The organism is Pseudomonas sp. C9 (assembly GCF_002000165.1).
Taxonomy (GTDB): domain Bacteria; phylum Pseudomonadota; class Gammaproteobacteria; order Pseudomonadales; family Pseudomonadaceae; genus Aquipseudomonas.
The window spans coordinates 331777-347042 of record NZ_MPAK01000002.1 but is presented as its reverse complement, the minus strand read 5'-3'; the positions used below and the strand labels follow the sequence as shown (position 1 = coordinate 347042).

The following is a 15266-nucleotide window of genomic DNA, read 5'->3' as shown; positions in this document are numbered from 1 at the left end:
ATGCCGCGTACGCTCATTAGAAAGAACCCGAGCAACTTCAAGACCCTGCCGTTGTACGTCGAAGCGACTCCCGAAGGCTTGAGCTATCAGAGCGTCGGGATGCCGCTCAATTTCTCCCAGACCCTGCAACGTCGCCGTCCCGTGACGGTGGCCAGTACCGAGCGGTTTGCGCTGGAACTGGCCAACCTCGGGGTCTCGGTGCGCCTGACCCTGCATTGGCAGAATCGCGATTACTGGGTGCTGGTGCGTCAGCGTCGGCAAGACCGTGGCGACGTGGTGCTCAAGCTGATCTCCGGGTACGTTCCGGCCCATGAGCTGAACTTGCCGCTGCACACGGCGATCCAGGAAATTGCCGAAGAGTGCCTGCTGGAAACGCCCGAAGGCTGGCTCGGCGGACGCTTCAACAACACCTGGCTGCCGGCACCCTACGCTACGGCCCTGCATTACCGCGAGGCCCTGCCGTTCAGCCTGACGCCGTTGTCCGGCTCGGCGCGGCCCGTGCGCTGCGCCAATCTTCAATTGATTGAACGGCCGCGGGCTTACGTGCATCTGCCTACCGCGTCGCTGCAATTGATCTATGACTTGCGCCTGGACGTGCCCAAGGAAGCCAAGTCCCTGAGCCTGTTTCATGTCGATGAGCGGCTGGAAGGCGATCAACTGGTGGCCCGCCTCGATCGCAAGCGCCCCGACTTGTACCTGATGCCTTTGCAGGACGGTCAGCCGATGGCCGAGTTGTATACCTTGAAGAAAGATCAGTTGTACCCGGCGAGCACTCGCGGGTTGTACCTGGCAGAGAGTTTTGCCCGGCAGGAAGGCTGGCTGGTGCGCGATGAGCGAATTCGCTGGAAGGATTGGGTGCGGCAACAGGGCTTGAGCCCGCCGGGGAAAGATTCAGGTTTGGCGCGGTTGCGTGGGAAGGCAAAGCAATTACTGAGGAAAATCGTGCCGCGTAAAAAAGTCAGCCCTTGATCGTTCCCACGCTCTGCGTGGGAACGATCATGCCGGGTCAGTTATTGCGGATCTTCTCGACAATCGCCGTGGTCGAGCTGTTTTCCACCAGCCCCAGCACTTTCACGGTGCCGCCGTAAGCAGTGACGATGTCCGCGCCGACCACCTGGTCGATCCCGTAATCGCCGCCCTTGACCAGCACGTCCGGCTTGACCTCGCGCAGCAGGTTTTCCGGGGTGCCTTCCGCGAAGCTGATTACCCAATCCACCGCGCCCAAACCGGCCAATACCGCCATGCGACGGTCGACGCTGTTGATCGGACGGCCTGGCCCTTTGAGACGGCTGACCGAGGCATCGTCGTTGACGGCAACGATCAGGCGATCACCCTGGGCCCGCGCCTGTTCAAGGTAGGTCACGTGGCCGGCATGCAGAATGTCGAAGCAGCCATTGGTGAAGACGATCTTCTCTTTGTGCGCGCGCGCATCGTCGACCGCCAGCAAAAGCTGCTCAAGGCCCAGTACACCGCGCTCCGAACCTTCTTCACGCTGGATGGCGCGACGCAGCTCCGGGGCGCTGATCGCCGCCGTACCGAGCTTGCCGACCACGATGCCCGCCGCCAGGTTGGCCAGGGCTACCGCGTGAGGCAGTTCTTCACCCGCGGCAATGGCCGCCGCCAGGGTAGAAATCACGGTATCGCCGGCACCGGTCACGTCGAACACTTCACGGGCACGGGCTGGCAAGTGCAGCGCCGGATGATCGGGGCGCAGCAAGGTCATGCCGTGTTCGCCACGGGTTACCAGCAAGGCGCCGAGGTCCAGGTCGTGCATCAACTGCGCGCCCTTGCTCACCAGTTCGTGCTCATCGGCGCAACCGCCAACAATGGTTTCGAACTCGCTGAGGTTCGGAGTGATCAGGCTTGCGCCACGGTAGATCGAGAAATCCTTGCCCTTGGGATCCGCCAGCACCGGAATGCCACGGGCACGGGCAGCCTGGATCAGCACCTGATGGTTTTTCAGCGCGCCTTTGCCATAGTCGGACAGCACCAGCACCTTGATGCCTTCGAGCAAATCATCGACCTGCTCGCCCAGTGCCAACGCGTCGGTGGCGAAGGGTTCTTCAAAGTCGATACGCAGCAGTTGCTGGTGACGGCTCATGACCCGCAGCTTGACGATGGTCGGCTGGTGCGCAATACGCTGGAACATCGCCCGAACGCCCGCACCCTTGAGGCTATTGGCAAGGCTGTCGGCCGCTTCGTCGTCGCCGGTCACGCCGACCAGCGAGGCCGGAGCACCGAGCGCGGCAATGTTCAACGCAACGTTGGCGGCACCGCCCGGGCGGTCCTCGATTTGCTCGACCTTGACCACCGGTACGGGTGCCTCAGGGGAAATCCGTGAGGTACCACCATGCCAGTAACGGTCGAGCATGACATCGCCGACCACCAAGACAGGGGCTTGATCGAATCGCGGCATGGACAACTTCATGGAGCAACCCACATACAAAATGAACAGGGGCGCGATATTACCACAGGGTTGGCGTTGGCTTGCGCGACGGCTGCAACGGGATGATTTGACGGGGGAATTTGTTCATTTATTGAGCAGAAAATACCAAGAACTGCCAAGCAGGCGCCCGCAAATTCTGTTTCTGCGGTCGATCTTGCGAATTACGGGAGGGTTTCACGCCCGGATCAAACAAAGGCAGCGCACTCGCCGGGGATTGATCGAGGGGGGAGAAGTCTGGATACAAATCACCGGGCGCGTTGCGCGCCCGGTGAGCAAGCGTCAGGCGATGTCTTCAGCCGGGGCGTCAAGGCCCATGGCATTCAGGCGGGCGTAGTAACCGTTGTGCGCCAGAAGCTCGGTATGGGTGCCGCGCTCGACGATCCGGCCCTGATCCATAACGAGAATCAGGTCGGCCTTTTCGATAGTTGACAGGCGGTGAGCAATCACCAGCGTGGTCCGGCCCTTCATCACTTGATCCAGCGCGGCCTGAATATGCCGCTCGGATTCAGTGTCGAGCGCCGAGGTGGCTTCGTCGAGAATCAACAACGGGGCGTTCTTCAGCAGGGCCCGTGCAATGGCCAGGCGTTGACGCTGGCCGCCGGAGAGCAGCACGCCGTTCTCGCCAACCTGAGTGTCCAGGCCTTGGGGCAACTGCGCGATGAAGTCCATTGCGTAAGCATCTTTCGCGGCTTTCTCGATCGCCTCACGAGGCGCTCCAGCCAGATCGCCGTAAGCAATGTTGTTGGCCACGGTGTCACTGAACAACGTCACATGCTGGGTCACCTGGGCGATGTGTTTGCGCAGGTTCAGCAGTTTGTACTGTTCCACCTCAACCCCATCGATCAGGATCTCGCCCTTATCGTGGTGGTAGAAGCGCGGAATCAGGTTGGCCAGGGTCGATTTTCCGCTGCCCGAGCGCCCGACCAGTGCCACCATTTGCCCAGGCTCGACCGAGAAACTGATGTCATCGAGCACCTGGCGATCGGTGTCCGGGTAGGTGAAGCTCAGATTGCGCACGTCCAGACGACCGCTGACGGCGTCGCGCTCGACGGTACCGTTATCGACTTCAGGCTCGACATCCAGCTGTTCGAAAATACTCTCGGCACCCGCCACACCTTTCTGGATGGTCGAACTGACTTCGGACAACTGGCGGATCGGTTTAGGCAACAGGCCGGCCAGGGTGATGTAGGCAACCATGTCACCGGCCGATGCATCGCCGCGCAGGAACAGCACCAGGAACATCAACACCGCCATGGCGCTGTAAATCACCAATTGCAGCAACGGCGTGTAAATGGCGCCTGTACGTGTCATGCGCAGTTGCTTGTCGGTGTTGCCCTGACTGGCGGCAAAGAAGCGCTTCTCTTCGTAGACTTCACCACCAAAGCTGCGCACCACGCGATAACCCTGGATGGTTTCGGACGCCACGTGGGTCACGTCACCCATGGCCACCTGAATCTTCTTGCTCTGCTTGCGGAATTTCTTGCTCGCCGTACGCACCATGATGGCGATCAGCGGCAGGATGGCAATCATCACCAGCGTCAGGCGCCAGTTCATGAACAGCAGCGAGGCAAACAGGAAGATCACGGTCATGCCTTCACGGATTACGACCTTGATCGCATCTGTGGCCGCCCCGGTGACCATCGTGACGTTGAAGGTGATACGCGAAATCAGATGCCCCGAGTTATGCTTGTCGAAGTACCGGTTGGGCAAAACCAGCAGGTTGTTGAACAGTTGCACCCGCAAGTCATGAACCAGGCCGAGGGAAACCTTGGCCAGAAAGTAATTGCCCAGATAAGATCCCAACCCCTGCCACGCGGCGATCAGAATGATCAGCAGTGGCACAGCCTGCAACAATTGCAGGTCGCGCAGGTAAGGCACGGTTGGAAACAGCGCCGCCTCGGGATTGGACAGGCCATCGACAAAGTACTTGAGGATGTAGCCGAGCATTGGCTGGGTCGAAGCGAAAATCAAAAAGCCGACGATGCTGATCAGAAACAAACTGATGTACGGCCGGACATAGCCGAGCAAACGGAAGTAGATTTTCAAGCTCGATGGGCTTGCGGAGAGACTGGAGTCGGTCATATCACGCGTTTGTCGATAAAAAGGACGCAGACTTTAGCACAGCTTCTTCAGGGTTCTGGCAATCGCATAAAGGCTGTTATTGTTACGCGTCGGATTAAGCATCAAATAGCCATCACCCCGAAATGGCCGATCAACTTCAGGATTGAATCTCCCAGCATGCAACTAAGCGGTTTCAATAGTGTGTCAAATCGAGTCTTCGATTTCATTTGCCTCTGGATTCTTCCACTCGGCTATCTCTTGCTGCTGTGCGCACTCTTCTTCCTGCCAGGTCGAAGTGTGCACCACAAACTTTTTTATGGCCTTTTCAGCATTCCAGCGCTGATTGCCCTGTGCCTGCGCCCCCGCGAACTCAAGGAATTGGTCCGCGACCCGATTTTCATCGCCGTGCTGACGTTCGCAGCCTGGGCATTGCTGAGTTTGTGCTGGGGGCCGGACAAGGAAGACATCAGCGGACAATTCAAACCACCTTTGCATACCCTGCTGCTGTTCACTGGTTGCTACTTGCTGGTGCGCTATCGCAGCGAAATCATTCAACCCCTGCTGTTCGCCGCTGCGTTGGTCGGACTGATCGGCACCGCCCACGACCTGTTCATGTTCGCTCGCGTGTACGAGCCTGGCATGCGTTTGATCGGTGGCGGCGCGTTCGATAACCCGCTTCTGAGCTCTCACATGTATGGCTTTTACGCCGCCTACTGGCTGAGCATCAGCATGCTCTGCAAGCGTCGCCGAATGCTCTGGCTGAGCCTCCCGGCGATGGCAATCATGTTTGCCGCGGTGATTGCCACCGGCTCCAGGACGCCCCTGGTTGCGCTGACGATGGCAGCACTCTGGCTCAGCTTCATTTGCTGGAACCGCCGCTCGGTCGCATTGTTGGGGGCGTTGGCTGCCAGCGGCGTCACGGTTTATGTGCTGTTTTTGCGAATGATCATCGAAAGGGGCGACTCTTACCGCTTCGAAATCTGGCAGTTGGCCGTACAGAAAATTGCTGATCACCCCTGGATCGGTCATGGCTATAACGCCCAACTGTCGATCGACCCCGGCGTCGGCTACAACTTTCAGGAACCCCACAGCTTTGTCCTGGGCGTGCTCTATTACGTGGGTGTTGTTGGCCTGCTGCCGTGGTTGTTTTTCCATGCCTGGAGCCTGTTAAGCAGTTGGCGCAATCGCCTGCAGCCCCTGTTTATCATCGCTTCTACCTGGTTGATATTTGGTATTGGTGCTGGCCTGACCGAGGGCGGCGGCATTATTTCGCGGCCCAAGGAGCACTGGTTCCTGCTGTGGATTCCGCTGGCGCTAATCGTCGCACTGAGTGTCAATCAACGCGCCAGACGCTTGCTGACGATGCCCATCAAGACGCTGACGCCGGCGGCCCGGCAACAGTTGACCGCCAATGCGCAGGTCATCGAAGAAGATGGCCTGGGCCCCAAAGTCTTGCGCCTGCTCGATGGCAGCTTCCTCAAGCTGTTTCGCGGTCGTCGCTGGTACACCTCCGGCAGTTTCAACCCCTACTCCGAACGTTTTGCCGTCAACAGCCAGCAACTGCGCAGCATGGGGATCCCGACGCCGCCAATTCTTCACCTTTATCGCCTCCCGGACGGCAGCAGTGCTGTGCATTATTCGCCACTGCCGGGCAATACACTGCGTCAGGTCTTGCAAGGCATAACCGCTCCGGCGGTGCGCCAGGCGCTGGTGCAGCGTTTTGGCAAGTTCATGGCTCAATTGCACGAGCAAGGCGTCTATTTTCGCTCGTTGCATCTGGGTAATGTGCTGGTGCTTGAAGATGGCGAGTTCGGCTTGATCGATGTGGCCGACTTGCGCATTTACCCTTCTTCACTGAGCCTTGCCCTGCGCCAGCGAAACCTGCGCCATATGCAGCGCTACACGGTGGACAGGCGCTGGCTGTTTGAAGAACACTTCGAAGCCCTGCTTCAGGGCTACGCCATGACGGCCTCGAAGTCCGCTGTTGATAACCTGCACAGGCAAGTGCTGGCCGGGAATGCCCCGGCTCGGGCTCTTTGATGACTGAAACCAACCCACTCATCGCGCTGGCCGCTTATTTGTTGGCCATTGTGACCGCCGCCCTGTTGTTGCGCGCCGTTCCGAAAATCGCCCGGCACATCGAACATTCCGGTGAAAGCCGCTATGCCAGCATTGATGGGTTACGCGGTTATCTGGCGTTCGGCGTGTTCGTGCACCACGCGATCATTACCTTGATCTTCCTGCGCACGGGCGTGATTGATTTTCCGCCGAGCAATTTGTACTCGCAGCTGGGCCAGGGCAGTGTCGCGCTATTTTTCATGATCACCGGCTTCCTGTTCTGGAACCGATTGCTCACCCAGGGGCGTCAACACGACTGGCTGGCCTTCGCGGTATCGAGGCTGTTTCGCCTTTACCCGTTGTACTTGCCGCTGATGCTGATCGTGTTTGTCTCGGTGTTCTACCTGCAAAACTGGGAACTCAAGGACTCTGGCCTCCGCTTCGCCGGCCAGGTCCTGGCCTGGCTGACCTTCGACCGGCCGGACGTCAACCAGTACTACCAAACCGGCATGCTGATCTCCAACGTCACCTGGACCTTGGGCTATGAGGTGTTTTTCTATCTGGCACTGCCCCTTGCCGCCATGGTGTTCATCTACCGGGGCAGCAGGTTGCAAGTGGTGTTGTGCCTGATCGGCATTTACGCCCTGTATGAAGTGGTCGGCCTGGAGCACTCGCTGAAAAAACACTTTCTGGCGAGTTTTCTCGGCGGCATCGGCGCTGCGTACTGGATTCGTCGACCGCAACTGGTGGCTTGGGCTCAATCGCGAATGGCGGGGATTATCGCACTGCTGGCATTGGTGATTGCCTTCACGGCATTCAACCGTGCTTTCAGCCTGAGGCCACTGCTGCTCATGTCGTTGTTCTTTGTGATTGTGGCGTCTGGGAACACCCTGTTCGGTGCGTTGAAACCGCGCAGCATCCGCTGGCTCGGCGAAATCAGCTACAGCACCTATTTGCTGCACGGCTATGTGCTGTGGGTGTTGATCCAGCGCCTGCCGCCAATGCTTGGGCTAAACGCCGGCGACCTCTGGACCTTTCTCCCACTGCTGGCCCTGTGCAGTTGCCTGCTGATCATCATCAGCAGCCTGACGTTCCTGTATATCGAGAAACCGGGCATAACGGCGGGCAGGAAGGTATTGCAGTGGCTGCGCCAAGGCAAAGAGGCCAAGAAGAGCCTGACAGAGAAGATCGCCGGCGAAAGCTGACGCGCCTGGCGTTCTGTAGCAGCTGGCGAAGCCTGCGTCCGGCTGCGCAGCAGTCGTCAACCCGGCAGCAAGGTATGCCTGATACACCGTGTGTTCTGATTTTACGACTGCTTCGCAGCCGGACGCAGGCTTCGCCAGCTGCTACGTAGGGCGCGCTGGATCAGTCTTTTTCCAGTGGCGAGAAATACAGTCGCCCCAGACCACGCCAGGTCTTCTTGTTCCAGGCCTTTAACGGGATCTGCGCCAGCAGTTCGCGGGCCAGTTTGCGATCACGGTTGGCGGTCTTGAGGAACATCGAGCTGAGAAACTTGTAGCGAACCTCGTCATACAGCGGGTGATCGCTGAACAGCGCGTAGGTACGCAAGATGCTGTCGATCATGAAGCGATGGTTCTTGTAGGAGTTGGTGGCGTGCTTGCGATAGCGCGCCATCAGCACATTCAGACCATCGATAAAGTAACCGGCGTGGGTCACCTTCAGTTCGATCAGCAGGTCTTCCAGGCGAATGGTCGGATCGAACCCGCCCACCTTGTCCAGCGCTTCCCGGCGGATCATCAGGGTCGGGGCAGGTGGATAAGGTTTACGCTCCAGAAACATGTCATCGAAGTCCAGGCGACGGAACGGCACGTCACGGCGCTGACGCTTCTCCGGGTACAGATTGCCGTCGGCGTCGATCAGCTCGATATTGCCGGCGCAGATGCCGACCTCGGGCTTGCCATCCATGTGCGCGACCTGGGTGGCGATGCGTTCCGGCAGCATGATGTCGTCGGAACCAAACGGCACGATCAGACTGCCGCTGGAGCGAGCAATGGCGCCGTTGAGCGTGTTGGTCAGCCCCTGATTCTCCTGAACCCGAAAATCGAATCCATATTGCGCCTGCAACACCTTGATGCGTTCGACGCTGTCGTCTTTGGAACCGTCGTCGACCACCAGCAATTCGATGTTCTTATAGGTCTGGTTGAGGACGCTGAGAATGCTTTCCTCGATGTAGCGAGCGTGGTTGTACGACGCGATGATGACCGTGACGAGAGGTTGCGCGGCGCTCATGGTTGTTCCTTGCGGGCCTGTTCCAGGCCGGATTCGATCAGGTTCAGGTATTCCTGACGGAACACCTCGATGTCATGTTGTTCCTGGAGATAACGGTAGGCCTGCTCGCCCTTGGCCTTGAGTTCGTCATCCGCCAGCCCGAGGTAATTGTCCAGCGCCGCGACCAGGCTTGGCACGTCCTTGGGTGTAATCGCCAACCCGCCAGCGCCTTCGATCAGCGGCAGCATGGCGGGCACGTTGGAGGCGATCACCGGAAGATGCCCGCTCATGCCTTCGAGCAGCGCCAGCCCGAGGCCTTCAGCCAGGGACGGCATGGTCCAGATGTCGAATGCGCGAATGTATTGCAGGGCAATGTCCTTGAAGCCCAGCAAGTGCGCACGCCCGTTCAGGCCCAGGCGCTCGATTTCGGCACTCAGGCGAGACTCTTCGCGGCCGGCACCAATGATCGCCAACTGAGTGTTCGGGTACTTGTCCTTAAGCGCGGCAAACGCCTGCAACAGATAAATGTGGCCCTTGACCGGCACCAGGCGCCCCAGCGCGCCAATCAGGCGAACCGACGGATCGATGCCCAACAATTCGCGGGCACGCTCACGACTGTGCTGCAAACCTTCAGCCTGCTCGATGTCGATGGCGTTGGTGATGGCGTACGTGTTCTGGTCGGTGAAACCGCAATCGCAATCCAGCAGGTACTGTTTGACCGCCGGGGAGACACCGACAAAACGCCAGTGACGATCGATCAGGCGCTGGGTCTGGCGGCGTCGGTAAAACCGGTCGTACTCGCCAAAGCCATGGGAAATGCCGATGCACAGCGGCACTTTCAACCAGCGGTTAAGCGCCAGCATCATGTTCACAGGCTTGAAGCGGTTGCAGATCACCACGTCGAATTTTTCCGCGCGGCAAAACTTGTACAGCGTCCACATCGCCCGCAAACGCATGCCTTTGAGCGACTTGTCGGAAAACTCGAAATACACCGAACGGTCGGCTCGGCTGACGGCCTCGCCCGGCCCGGGCTTGCCCCGCAGGAACGCCGCCGTCACTTCATAGCGATCACTGGGCAGCGCCTTGACGATCTGCTCCGCGAGGTCGGCAAAATCATGGGCTTTGACGTTGTAGTCAGGCTGCAACTGCAGAACCTTTGACCGCTGGCTCATAACTCTCCCCGCTGCGAAACGTTTATTGGTGTGTGCTTGAGTATCCACAACAGCTCGTGACGCCGAACAGCCTTGCGAAAGAATTCGTTTTCGCCGTAGACCGGTGGCTTGCGCCCGGCCAGCAGCCGCTGGATCAACCGGCGCAGTCGGCGCTTGGCCGGCATGGGTGGTTGCAGGTCATGCATCATGCCCAACGCCATGGCTTTATCGCGCTGAAGTTCCAGCGACAACGGCAGGCAGCAAGGCTGCATCGGCGTGGCCGGTTCGAAGGCCGGCGGCAACGTGACGCCCTGACCGGCATCGCCCATTGGCCAACGGTCGTTGTCGTGCAGGTGATTAGCGTAGCCGAGCAGTGTCGTCGGCTGCCATTCGAGCCCTTGCAACGCCTCGAGGACGGCCTGCTGGGCGCAGATATGATCAGGGTGCGGATCGAGCGTCGGATGCGGCAGCACGATCACTTCAGGACGCGCGCGCAGCAGCAGTTCGCGTAAATCGGCCAACAAGTTGTTCCAGGTCGGCGCTCCGTCGGCATCGCCCGGCAGGGCAAACGGGTTCAACTGGCGAAACAGACGCGTATCGCTCAAATCCGCTTCCCGCGAAGCCACCAGTTGCGCCGGGGTGGCCTGCATCGCGGCCAGTTGCAGACAGAAATACCCCAACTGCACGCAATGTGCTTCAGGGACGCCTGCCCAACGCGGGACGGCGACACTGTCCCACGCACGCAAACGCCCCTTGAGGCGTGCGGCCTCGACCTTGTCCAGGCCCAGTTGTTGATAGTGCCCGGCTTCGATTTCACCGGCCGTCAGGGTGACGATCCAGGCTTCATCGGCTTGACTGTACAAACCATAGGCAGCCAGTTCGGCGTCGTCGGCGTGAGGCGCAATCACCATCACCCGTTGACGGCGGAAGTCGGGCTGCTCCAGCGCCCACAACACCGGCTCGCCGAGCAAGCGGCAGTGGCGCCCACGCAGGCGCAATTCACCGCGCGACAGCGCTTGCGCCTGACCGCTGAGGTTCAGGTAACGCAAGCCGTTTACGCCGCGTTCAAAGGTTTGGCGATCCGGGTTGTCACCGCCCGACAGTTCCACCACCGGGTCAAAAAAGCGCCCCAACCAGCTGCTTTTAATCCGCAGCGCCAACACCAGCGTGGCATCGTCGACCAGCATGACGCCTTCATCCAGGCGCAAACGTTCCCCCTCCAGGCGAACCTTGGGTTGCGGGGTATACGCCGGGAAGCTGTATTGGTAATCGTCCTTGGGGGAGTAAAACAAGTGATCGGCAAACCAGGCTTCGTGGGCAATCCAGCCCAGGACGGCGAGCACCAGCGGCAACCACCAGGCCACCAACACGCCGATGGCTATCAACAGCATCAGCGCGATCAGCAGGCTAATGCGTTTGTTGCGCCGATGGCGCTTGAGCAGTTGCTGTTTGCGGCTCATGGTTTCACTCACACGGTAAAAACCGGTACAGGGTTGCACCAGCGGTCCTTGTACTCGCGGTCAGCGCGGCCGAAGGAAAACCGCAATGGCTTATCCAGGGCCCGCGCGTGTTCCCAAGCGCTTTGCGTGTTGATAAAACTCAGCACGCTGCCGGGGCTGAACTCGCGGGTCTCGGGATCGACGCCACCGTTGATGTATTCGACGCTGATCCACTCGGGCGACTCGACGCGATACACCAATTGAATGGCAATCGGTGCATCGTTGAGGAAAATCACCGAACCGATCAGCAAGTCCCGCAACAGTTCGATCACCTCGCCCATACGCTCGGCACCCGTGGCCGGGAAGCCCCAGCGGCGCTGGAACAGGTCGCAATAAATCGCGGCCAACTCCGAGCTGGAAAATTCGGCGACCGGTCGCACAACGCCACCGGCTTCTTCCAGCAGGCGCAATTCACGGCGCTGGTTGTAGCGGAATTTCTTCGACAGTTCTTCCGGCGTGCGCGCCATGGCCAGTTGTTCGGCTTGCAACTTGATAGCGCTGAAACGGCCCTCGCTCAGCGCCGACAAATAACGCCCGCGATGACGCAGCGGTGCTTGAGCATCGGCGGCGGCCGGCAGGATCACCTCGGCATTGCCGAGGTCGAACAAGCCTTTTTTGCCACGGCGCTTGAGTACGTCCTTGGACAGCGCGAGGTCGCGCCCCCAGGTCGGAATGGCGGCTTTCACGTCACCGTTCTGTTCCCAGGCCAGATAGCGCACCGGAATGTCGGCCAGTTGCGCCAGGCGCTCAACCACCATGGGGTGCGTCGCGACGCTACCGCCAAATCGCTGCCAGGCCTGTGCATAAGTCGAGGCGTCGACTACCGTCCAGCCACGTTCGCGCCAGCCTTGAAATCGGTTGAGCATCAGCCCCTCGTCGCCAGTTCTGTGACGTGTGGCAAATGCCAGAAAGCATCGCGCACTGCGCGGTCGGAGAAACGCTCACGCAAGCGATCAAGCATCAGCTCGGCGCACTGGTGACGCTGCTGCTCGTCCATCGCGGCCAGATGCTGCAGCCCTTGAGCCAGACGCTCGGCATCCCCCAACGGGAACAGGATCCCGACACCTTCAACGACTTCCTTCGCGCCACCGCAAGCGGTCGCGAGCAACGGTACGCCGGCGGCCATGGCCTCGAGCAGCACCATGCCGAACGGTTCGTGATCGGAGCTCAAGGCAAACACATCGAAGGCCCGGAAGTAGCGACGGGCATCCGGCACTTGGCCCAGGAACAGCACCCGATCGCCAATGCCCAGTTCACGGGCCAGTTCCTTGAGGTCCTGTTCCAGTCGACCGCTACCGAGAATCACCAATTGGCTGTTGGCCGGCAACTGCGGCAATGCCAAGGCAAACCCGTGCAGCAGCGTGGCCTGGTCCTTGTCCGGGTGAAGCCGCCCGACGTTGCCGACAATCCAGGCATCCGCCGACAGGCCCAAGGTTTCCCGAGCCTCGCGAGCCGACACCTGGCTGGTCTGCAAGGCCGGCACATCGATGCGGTTATAGAGTGTTTGAGTCCGCCCGGCCGGCCATTTCGGCAGGCAACGGCGCATGTCGTCACGCACCGCATCGGAAACACCGAGCAGGCTGAGGCGCTTGCGGAAGAGATGGGCGAAGAGTTTGCGAGAGCCGCGTTTGTAATCGTCAAACCCGTGATGCACACCGATGACCGGCAACGAAGTGCCGAGCAAGGCGATGTAGATCGGTTTGAAACGGTGGGCAATGCAGAAGCTGAAATTGCGCGAAGCGGCGATCTTGCGCAGATCGCCGATGGCGCCCAGCTTCAGGCCACGAATGGCCTTGGAGCTGTATTCCATGAACAGCACTTCATCGGAAGCACAGCCCGCGGCAACTTCGCTATCGGCGGCACCGGTCAGAAAGACCGTGGTCACTCGATAACCAGTCCCCGCGAACAGGCTGGCGTACTGCCGGGCGCAGTCCAGAAACGGGCCGTCATAGCCGTGACAGAACTGCAGCACATGGCGTTCAGCCGAGCGAGTCATAAGCGTCCGCGCCTTCTTTGACCACCAGGATGTCTTCCATGATCAGGTATTGCAGGTCAGAGCCGAAGAACATGTTCAGGGCGTCGGTCGGCGAGCAGATCATCGGTTCGCCACGACGGTTGAGCGAGGTGTTCAGCGACACGCCGTTGCCGGTCAGCACTTCCAGCGCCTTCATCATGTCGTAGTAGCGCGGATTGTATTCGCGCTTGAGCACCTGGGCGCGGGACGTACCGTCTTCGTGGACGACTTCCGGCACGCGGGTCTTCCACTCTTCAGCCACTTCGAAGGTGAAGGTCATGAACGGCGCCGGGTGATCGATCTTGATCATTTGCGGGGCAACGGTGTCGAGCATCGACGGGCAGAAAGGCCTCCAGCGCTCGCGGAACTTGATCTGGTGGTTGATACGGTCTGCCACGCCGACGGCGCTCGGGCAACCGATGATCGAACGACCGCCCAAGGCACGCGGACCGAACTCCATGCGCCCCTGGAACCAGGCCACCGGGTTGCCGTCGACCATGATTTTGGCGATGTTTTCCGGCATGTTGTTCAGCTTGCGCCAGACCGGCTTGCTCGGGTGACGAGCGCAGGCAGCCAGCACGTCTTCGTTGGTATACGACGGACCGAGGTAGACGTGTTCCATCTTCTCGACCGGAACGCCACGGGCGTGGGACACATACGCCGCCGCGCCGACTGCCGTGCCGGCGTCGCCGGATGCAGGCTGTACAAACAGTTCTTTGACGTCATCGCGAGCGATGATTTTCTGGTTGAGCTTGACGTTCAACGCACAGCCACCGGCATAGGCCAGTTTGCCGGTTTCCTTGAGCACGTCGCCCAGGTAGTAGTCGATCATCTGCAGCGAGATTTTCTCGAACAGCGCTTGAATGCTCGCGGCGTAGTGGATGTACGGCTCGTCGGCGATGTCGCCTTCGCGCTTCGGTCCCAGCCACTCGATCAGCTTCGGCGAGAAGTAGTAACCCTTGCCCTTTTCTTTGTAGCGGCGCAGGCCGATGACGTTGGCGTAGTCGGTGTTGATCACCAGCTCGCCGTTTTCGAACGAAGCCAGGCGCGAGAAATCGTACTTGCTGGCGTCGCCGTACGGCGCCATGCCCATGACCTTGAACTCGCCGTCGAGCATATCGAAACCGAGGAACTCGGTGATCGCGCCATACAGGCCGCCGAGGGAGTCCGGATCGAAGAATTCCTTGATCTTGTGGATCTTGCCGTTCTCGCCGTAACCGAAGAAGGTCGTGGCGTACTCACCCTTGCCGTCGATCCCAAGGATCGCGGTTTTCTCTTTGAAACCGGAGCAGTGGTAGGCACTGGAGGCGTGAGCCAAGTGGTGTTCGACGGGTTCGATCTTGATTTTCTTCGGATCGAAGCCCAGTTGCTCAAGGCACCAGACGATCTTGTTGCGATAGCGCTTGTAGCGACGGTTGCCCATCAGGATCGCGTCAAGGGCGCGGTCCGGGGCGTACCAGTAACGCTTGGCGTACTGCCAGCGAGCCTTGCCGAACAGGCTGATCGGGGCGAATGGAATCGCAACCACGTCAACGTCGGACGGCTTGATGCCCGCCTGCTCCAGGCAGAACTTTGCCGATTCGTAGGGCATGCGGTTCTTTGCATGTTTATCGCGCACAAAGCGCTCTTCTTCAGCCGCCGCGACCAGCTTGCCGTCGATGTACAAGGCTGCGGAAGGATCATGGCTAAGGGCGCCGGACAGGCCAAGAATCGTCAATGCCACAGGGGTCTAGCCTCTTTAGTCTGCATGCAGGCGACAAGCGCCTCAAAAATTAATGTGCCCTCGCAAGCGGCGAGAGACAGCTAAA

General features: G+C 59.8%; 11 protein-coding genes. 3 read left to right on the top strand and 8 right to left on the bottom strand.

Translation table 11 applies throughout. The features are described from left to right. Entirely contained in the window at nucleotides 1-969 is a 969-nt protein-coding gene (locus BMS17_RS28470; protein WP_077432358.1) for a metal ABC transporter ATPase, read from the top strand. A gap of 37 nt (nucleotides 970-1006) precedes the next feature. On the opposite strand, the gene hldE is transcribed toward BMS17_RS28470, so the two are convergent. Both hldE and msbA read right to left on the bottom strand, forming a co-directional pair. Next, nucleotides 1007-2428 (bottom strand): bifunctional D-glycero-beta-D-manno-heptose-7-phosphate kinase/D-glycero-beta-D-manno-heptose 1-phosphate adenylyltransferase HldE, encoded by a 1422-nt coding sequence (hldE, locus tag BMS17_RS28465; protein WP_046028345.1) that lies wholly within the window; start codon nucleotides 2426-2428, stop codon nucleotides 1007-1009. A 297-nt stretch (nucleotides 2429-2725) separates the two neighbouring features. Then, nucleotides 2726-4528: a lipid A export permease/ATP-binding protein MsbA gene (msbA, locus tag BMS17_RS28460; protein ID WP_046028343.1), complete on the bottom strand. Its 1803-nt coding sequence runs from the start codon at nucleotides 4526-4528 to the stop codon at nucleotides 2726-2728. Between the two features lie 156 nt (nucleotides 4529-4684). Here msbA and BMS17_RS28455 point away from each other — a divergent pair, with 156 nt between their 5' ends. Continuing rightward, complete coding sequence (locus BMS17_RS28455; RefSeq protein WP_046028342.1) at nucleotides 4685-6547, top strand: bifunctional O-antigen ligase/aminoglycoside phosphotransferase family protein; 1863 nt, start codon at nucleotides 4685-4687, stop codon at nucleotides 6545-6547. Next, on the top strand, nucleotides 6547-7770 hold the full coding sequence (locus BMS17_RS28450) for an acyltransferase (protein ID WP_046028341.1): 1224 nt from the start codon (nucleotides 6547-6549) through the stop codon (nucleotides 7768-7770). The genes BMS17_RS28455 and BMS17_RS28450 overlap by 1 nt, the downstream gene beginning before the upstream one ends. A gap of 160 nt (nucleotides 7771-7930) precedes the next feature. On the opposite strand, the gene BMS17_RS28445 is transcribed toward BMS17_RS28450, so the two are convergent. Genes BMS17_RS28445 through BMS17_RS28420 form a run of 6 tightly spaced genes read right to left on the bottom strand, consistent with a single transcriptional unit; the run spans nucleotide 7931 to nucleotide 15181 of the window. Then, a complete protein-coding gene (locus BMS17_RS28445; RefSeq protein WP_077432356.1) occupies nucleotides 7931-8815 on the bottom strand; it encodes a glycosyltransferase in 885 nt (294 codons plus the stop codon). Then, a complete protein-coding gene (locus BMS17_RS28440; RefSeq protein WP_046028339.1) occupies nucleotides 8812-9966 on the bottom strand; it encodes a glycosyltransferase family 4 protein in 1155 nt (384 codons plus the stop codon). The genes BMS17_RS28445 and BMS17_RS28440 overlap by 4 nt, the downstream gene beginning before the upstream one ends. Beyond that, nucleotides 9963-11405 carry a PIG-L deacetylase family protein gene (locus tag BMS17_RS28435; RefSeq protein WP_046028448.1) on the bottom strand — a complete coding sequence of 481 codons (1443 nt, stop codon included), beginning with the start codon at nucleotides 11403-11405 and terminating at the stop codon, nucleotides 9963-9965. The genes BMS17_RS28440 and BMS17_RS28435 overlap by 4 nt, the downstream gene beginning before the upstream one ends. Before the next feature lie 8 nt (nucleotides 11406-11413). After that, nucleotides 11414-12310 carry an antimicrobial resistance protein Mig-14 gene (locus BMS17_RS28430; protein ID WP_046028338.1) on the bottom strand — a complete coding sequence of 299 codons (897 nt, stop codon included), beginning with the start codon at nucleotides 12308-12310 and terminating at the stop codon, nucleotides 11414-11416. Continuing rightward, entirely contained in the window at nucleotides 12310-13440 is a 1131-nt protein-coding gene (locus BMS17_RS28425) for a glycosyltransferase (RefSeq protein WP_046028336.1), read from the bottom strand. The genes BMS17_RS28430 and BMS17_RS28425 overlap by 1 nt, the downstream gene beginning before the upstream one ends. Then, nucleotides 13424-15181: a carbamoyltransferase gene (locus BMS17_RS28420; RefSeq protein WP_046028335.1), complete on the bottom strand. Its 1758-nt coding sequence runs from the start codon at nucleotides 15179-15181 to the stop codon at nucleotides 13424-13426. The genes BMS17_RS28425 and BMS17_RS28420 overlap by 17 nt, the downstream gene beginning before the upstream one ends. Between the last annotated feature and the right edge of the window lie 85 nt (nucleotides 15182-15266).

Coding starts and splice junctions, on each gene's coding strand:
- BMS17_RS28470 (WP_077432358.1), top strand. CDS start 1: ATGCCGCGTACGCTCATTAGAAAGAACCCGAGCAACTTCAAGACCCTG.
- hldE (WP_046028345.1), bottom strand. CDS start 2,428: ATGAAGTTGTCCATGCCGCGATTCGATCAAGCCCCTGTCTTGGTGGTC.
- msbA (WP_046028343.1), bottom strand. CDS start 4,528: ATGACCGACTCCAGTCTCTCCGCAAGCCCATCGAGCTTGAAAATCTAC.
- BMS17_RS28455 (WP_046028342.1), top strand. CDS start 4,685: ATGCAACTAAGCGGTTTCAATAGTGTGTCAAATCGAGTCTTCGATTTC.
- BMS17_RS28450 (WP_046028341.1), top strand. CDS start 6,547: ATGACTGAAACCAACCCACTCATCGCGCTGGCCGCTTATTTGTTGGCC.
- BMS17_RS28445 (WP_077432356.1), bottom strand. CDS start 8,815: ATGAGCGCCGCGCAACCTCTCGTCACGGTCATCATCGCGTCGTACAAC.
- BMS17_RS28440 (WP_046028339.1), bottom strand. CDS start 9,966: ATGAGCCAGCGGTCAAAGGTTCTGCAGTTGCAGCCTGACTACAACGTC.
- BMS17_RS28435 (WP_046028448.1), bottom strand. CDS start 11,405: ATGAGCCGCAAACAGCAACTGCTCAAGCGCCATCGGCGCAACAAACGC.
- BMS17_RS28430 (WP_046028338.1), bottom strand. CDS start 12,310: ATGCTCAACCGATTTCAAGGCTGGCGCGAACGTGGCTGGACGGTAGTC.
- BMS17_RS28425 (WP_046028336.1), bottom strand. CDS start 13,440: ATGACTCGCTCGGCTGAACGCCATGTGCTGCAGTTCTGTCACGGCTAT.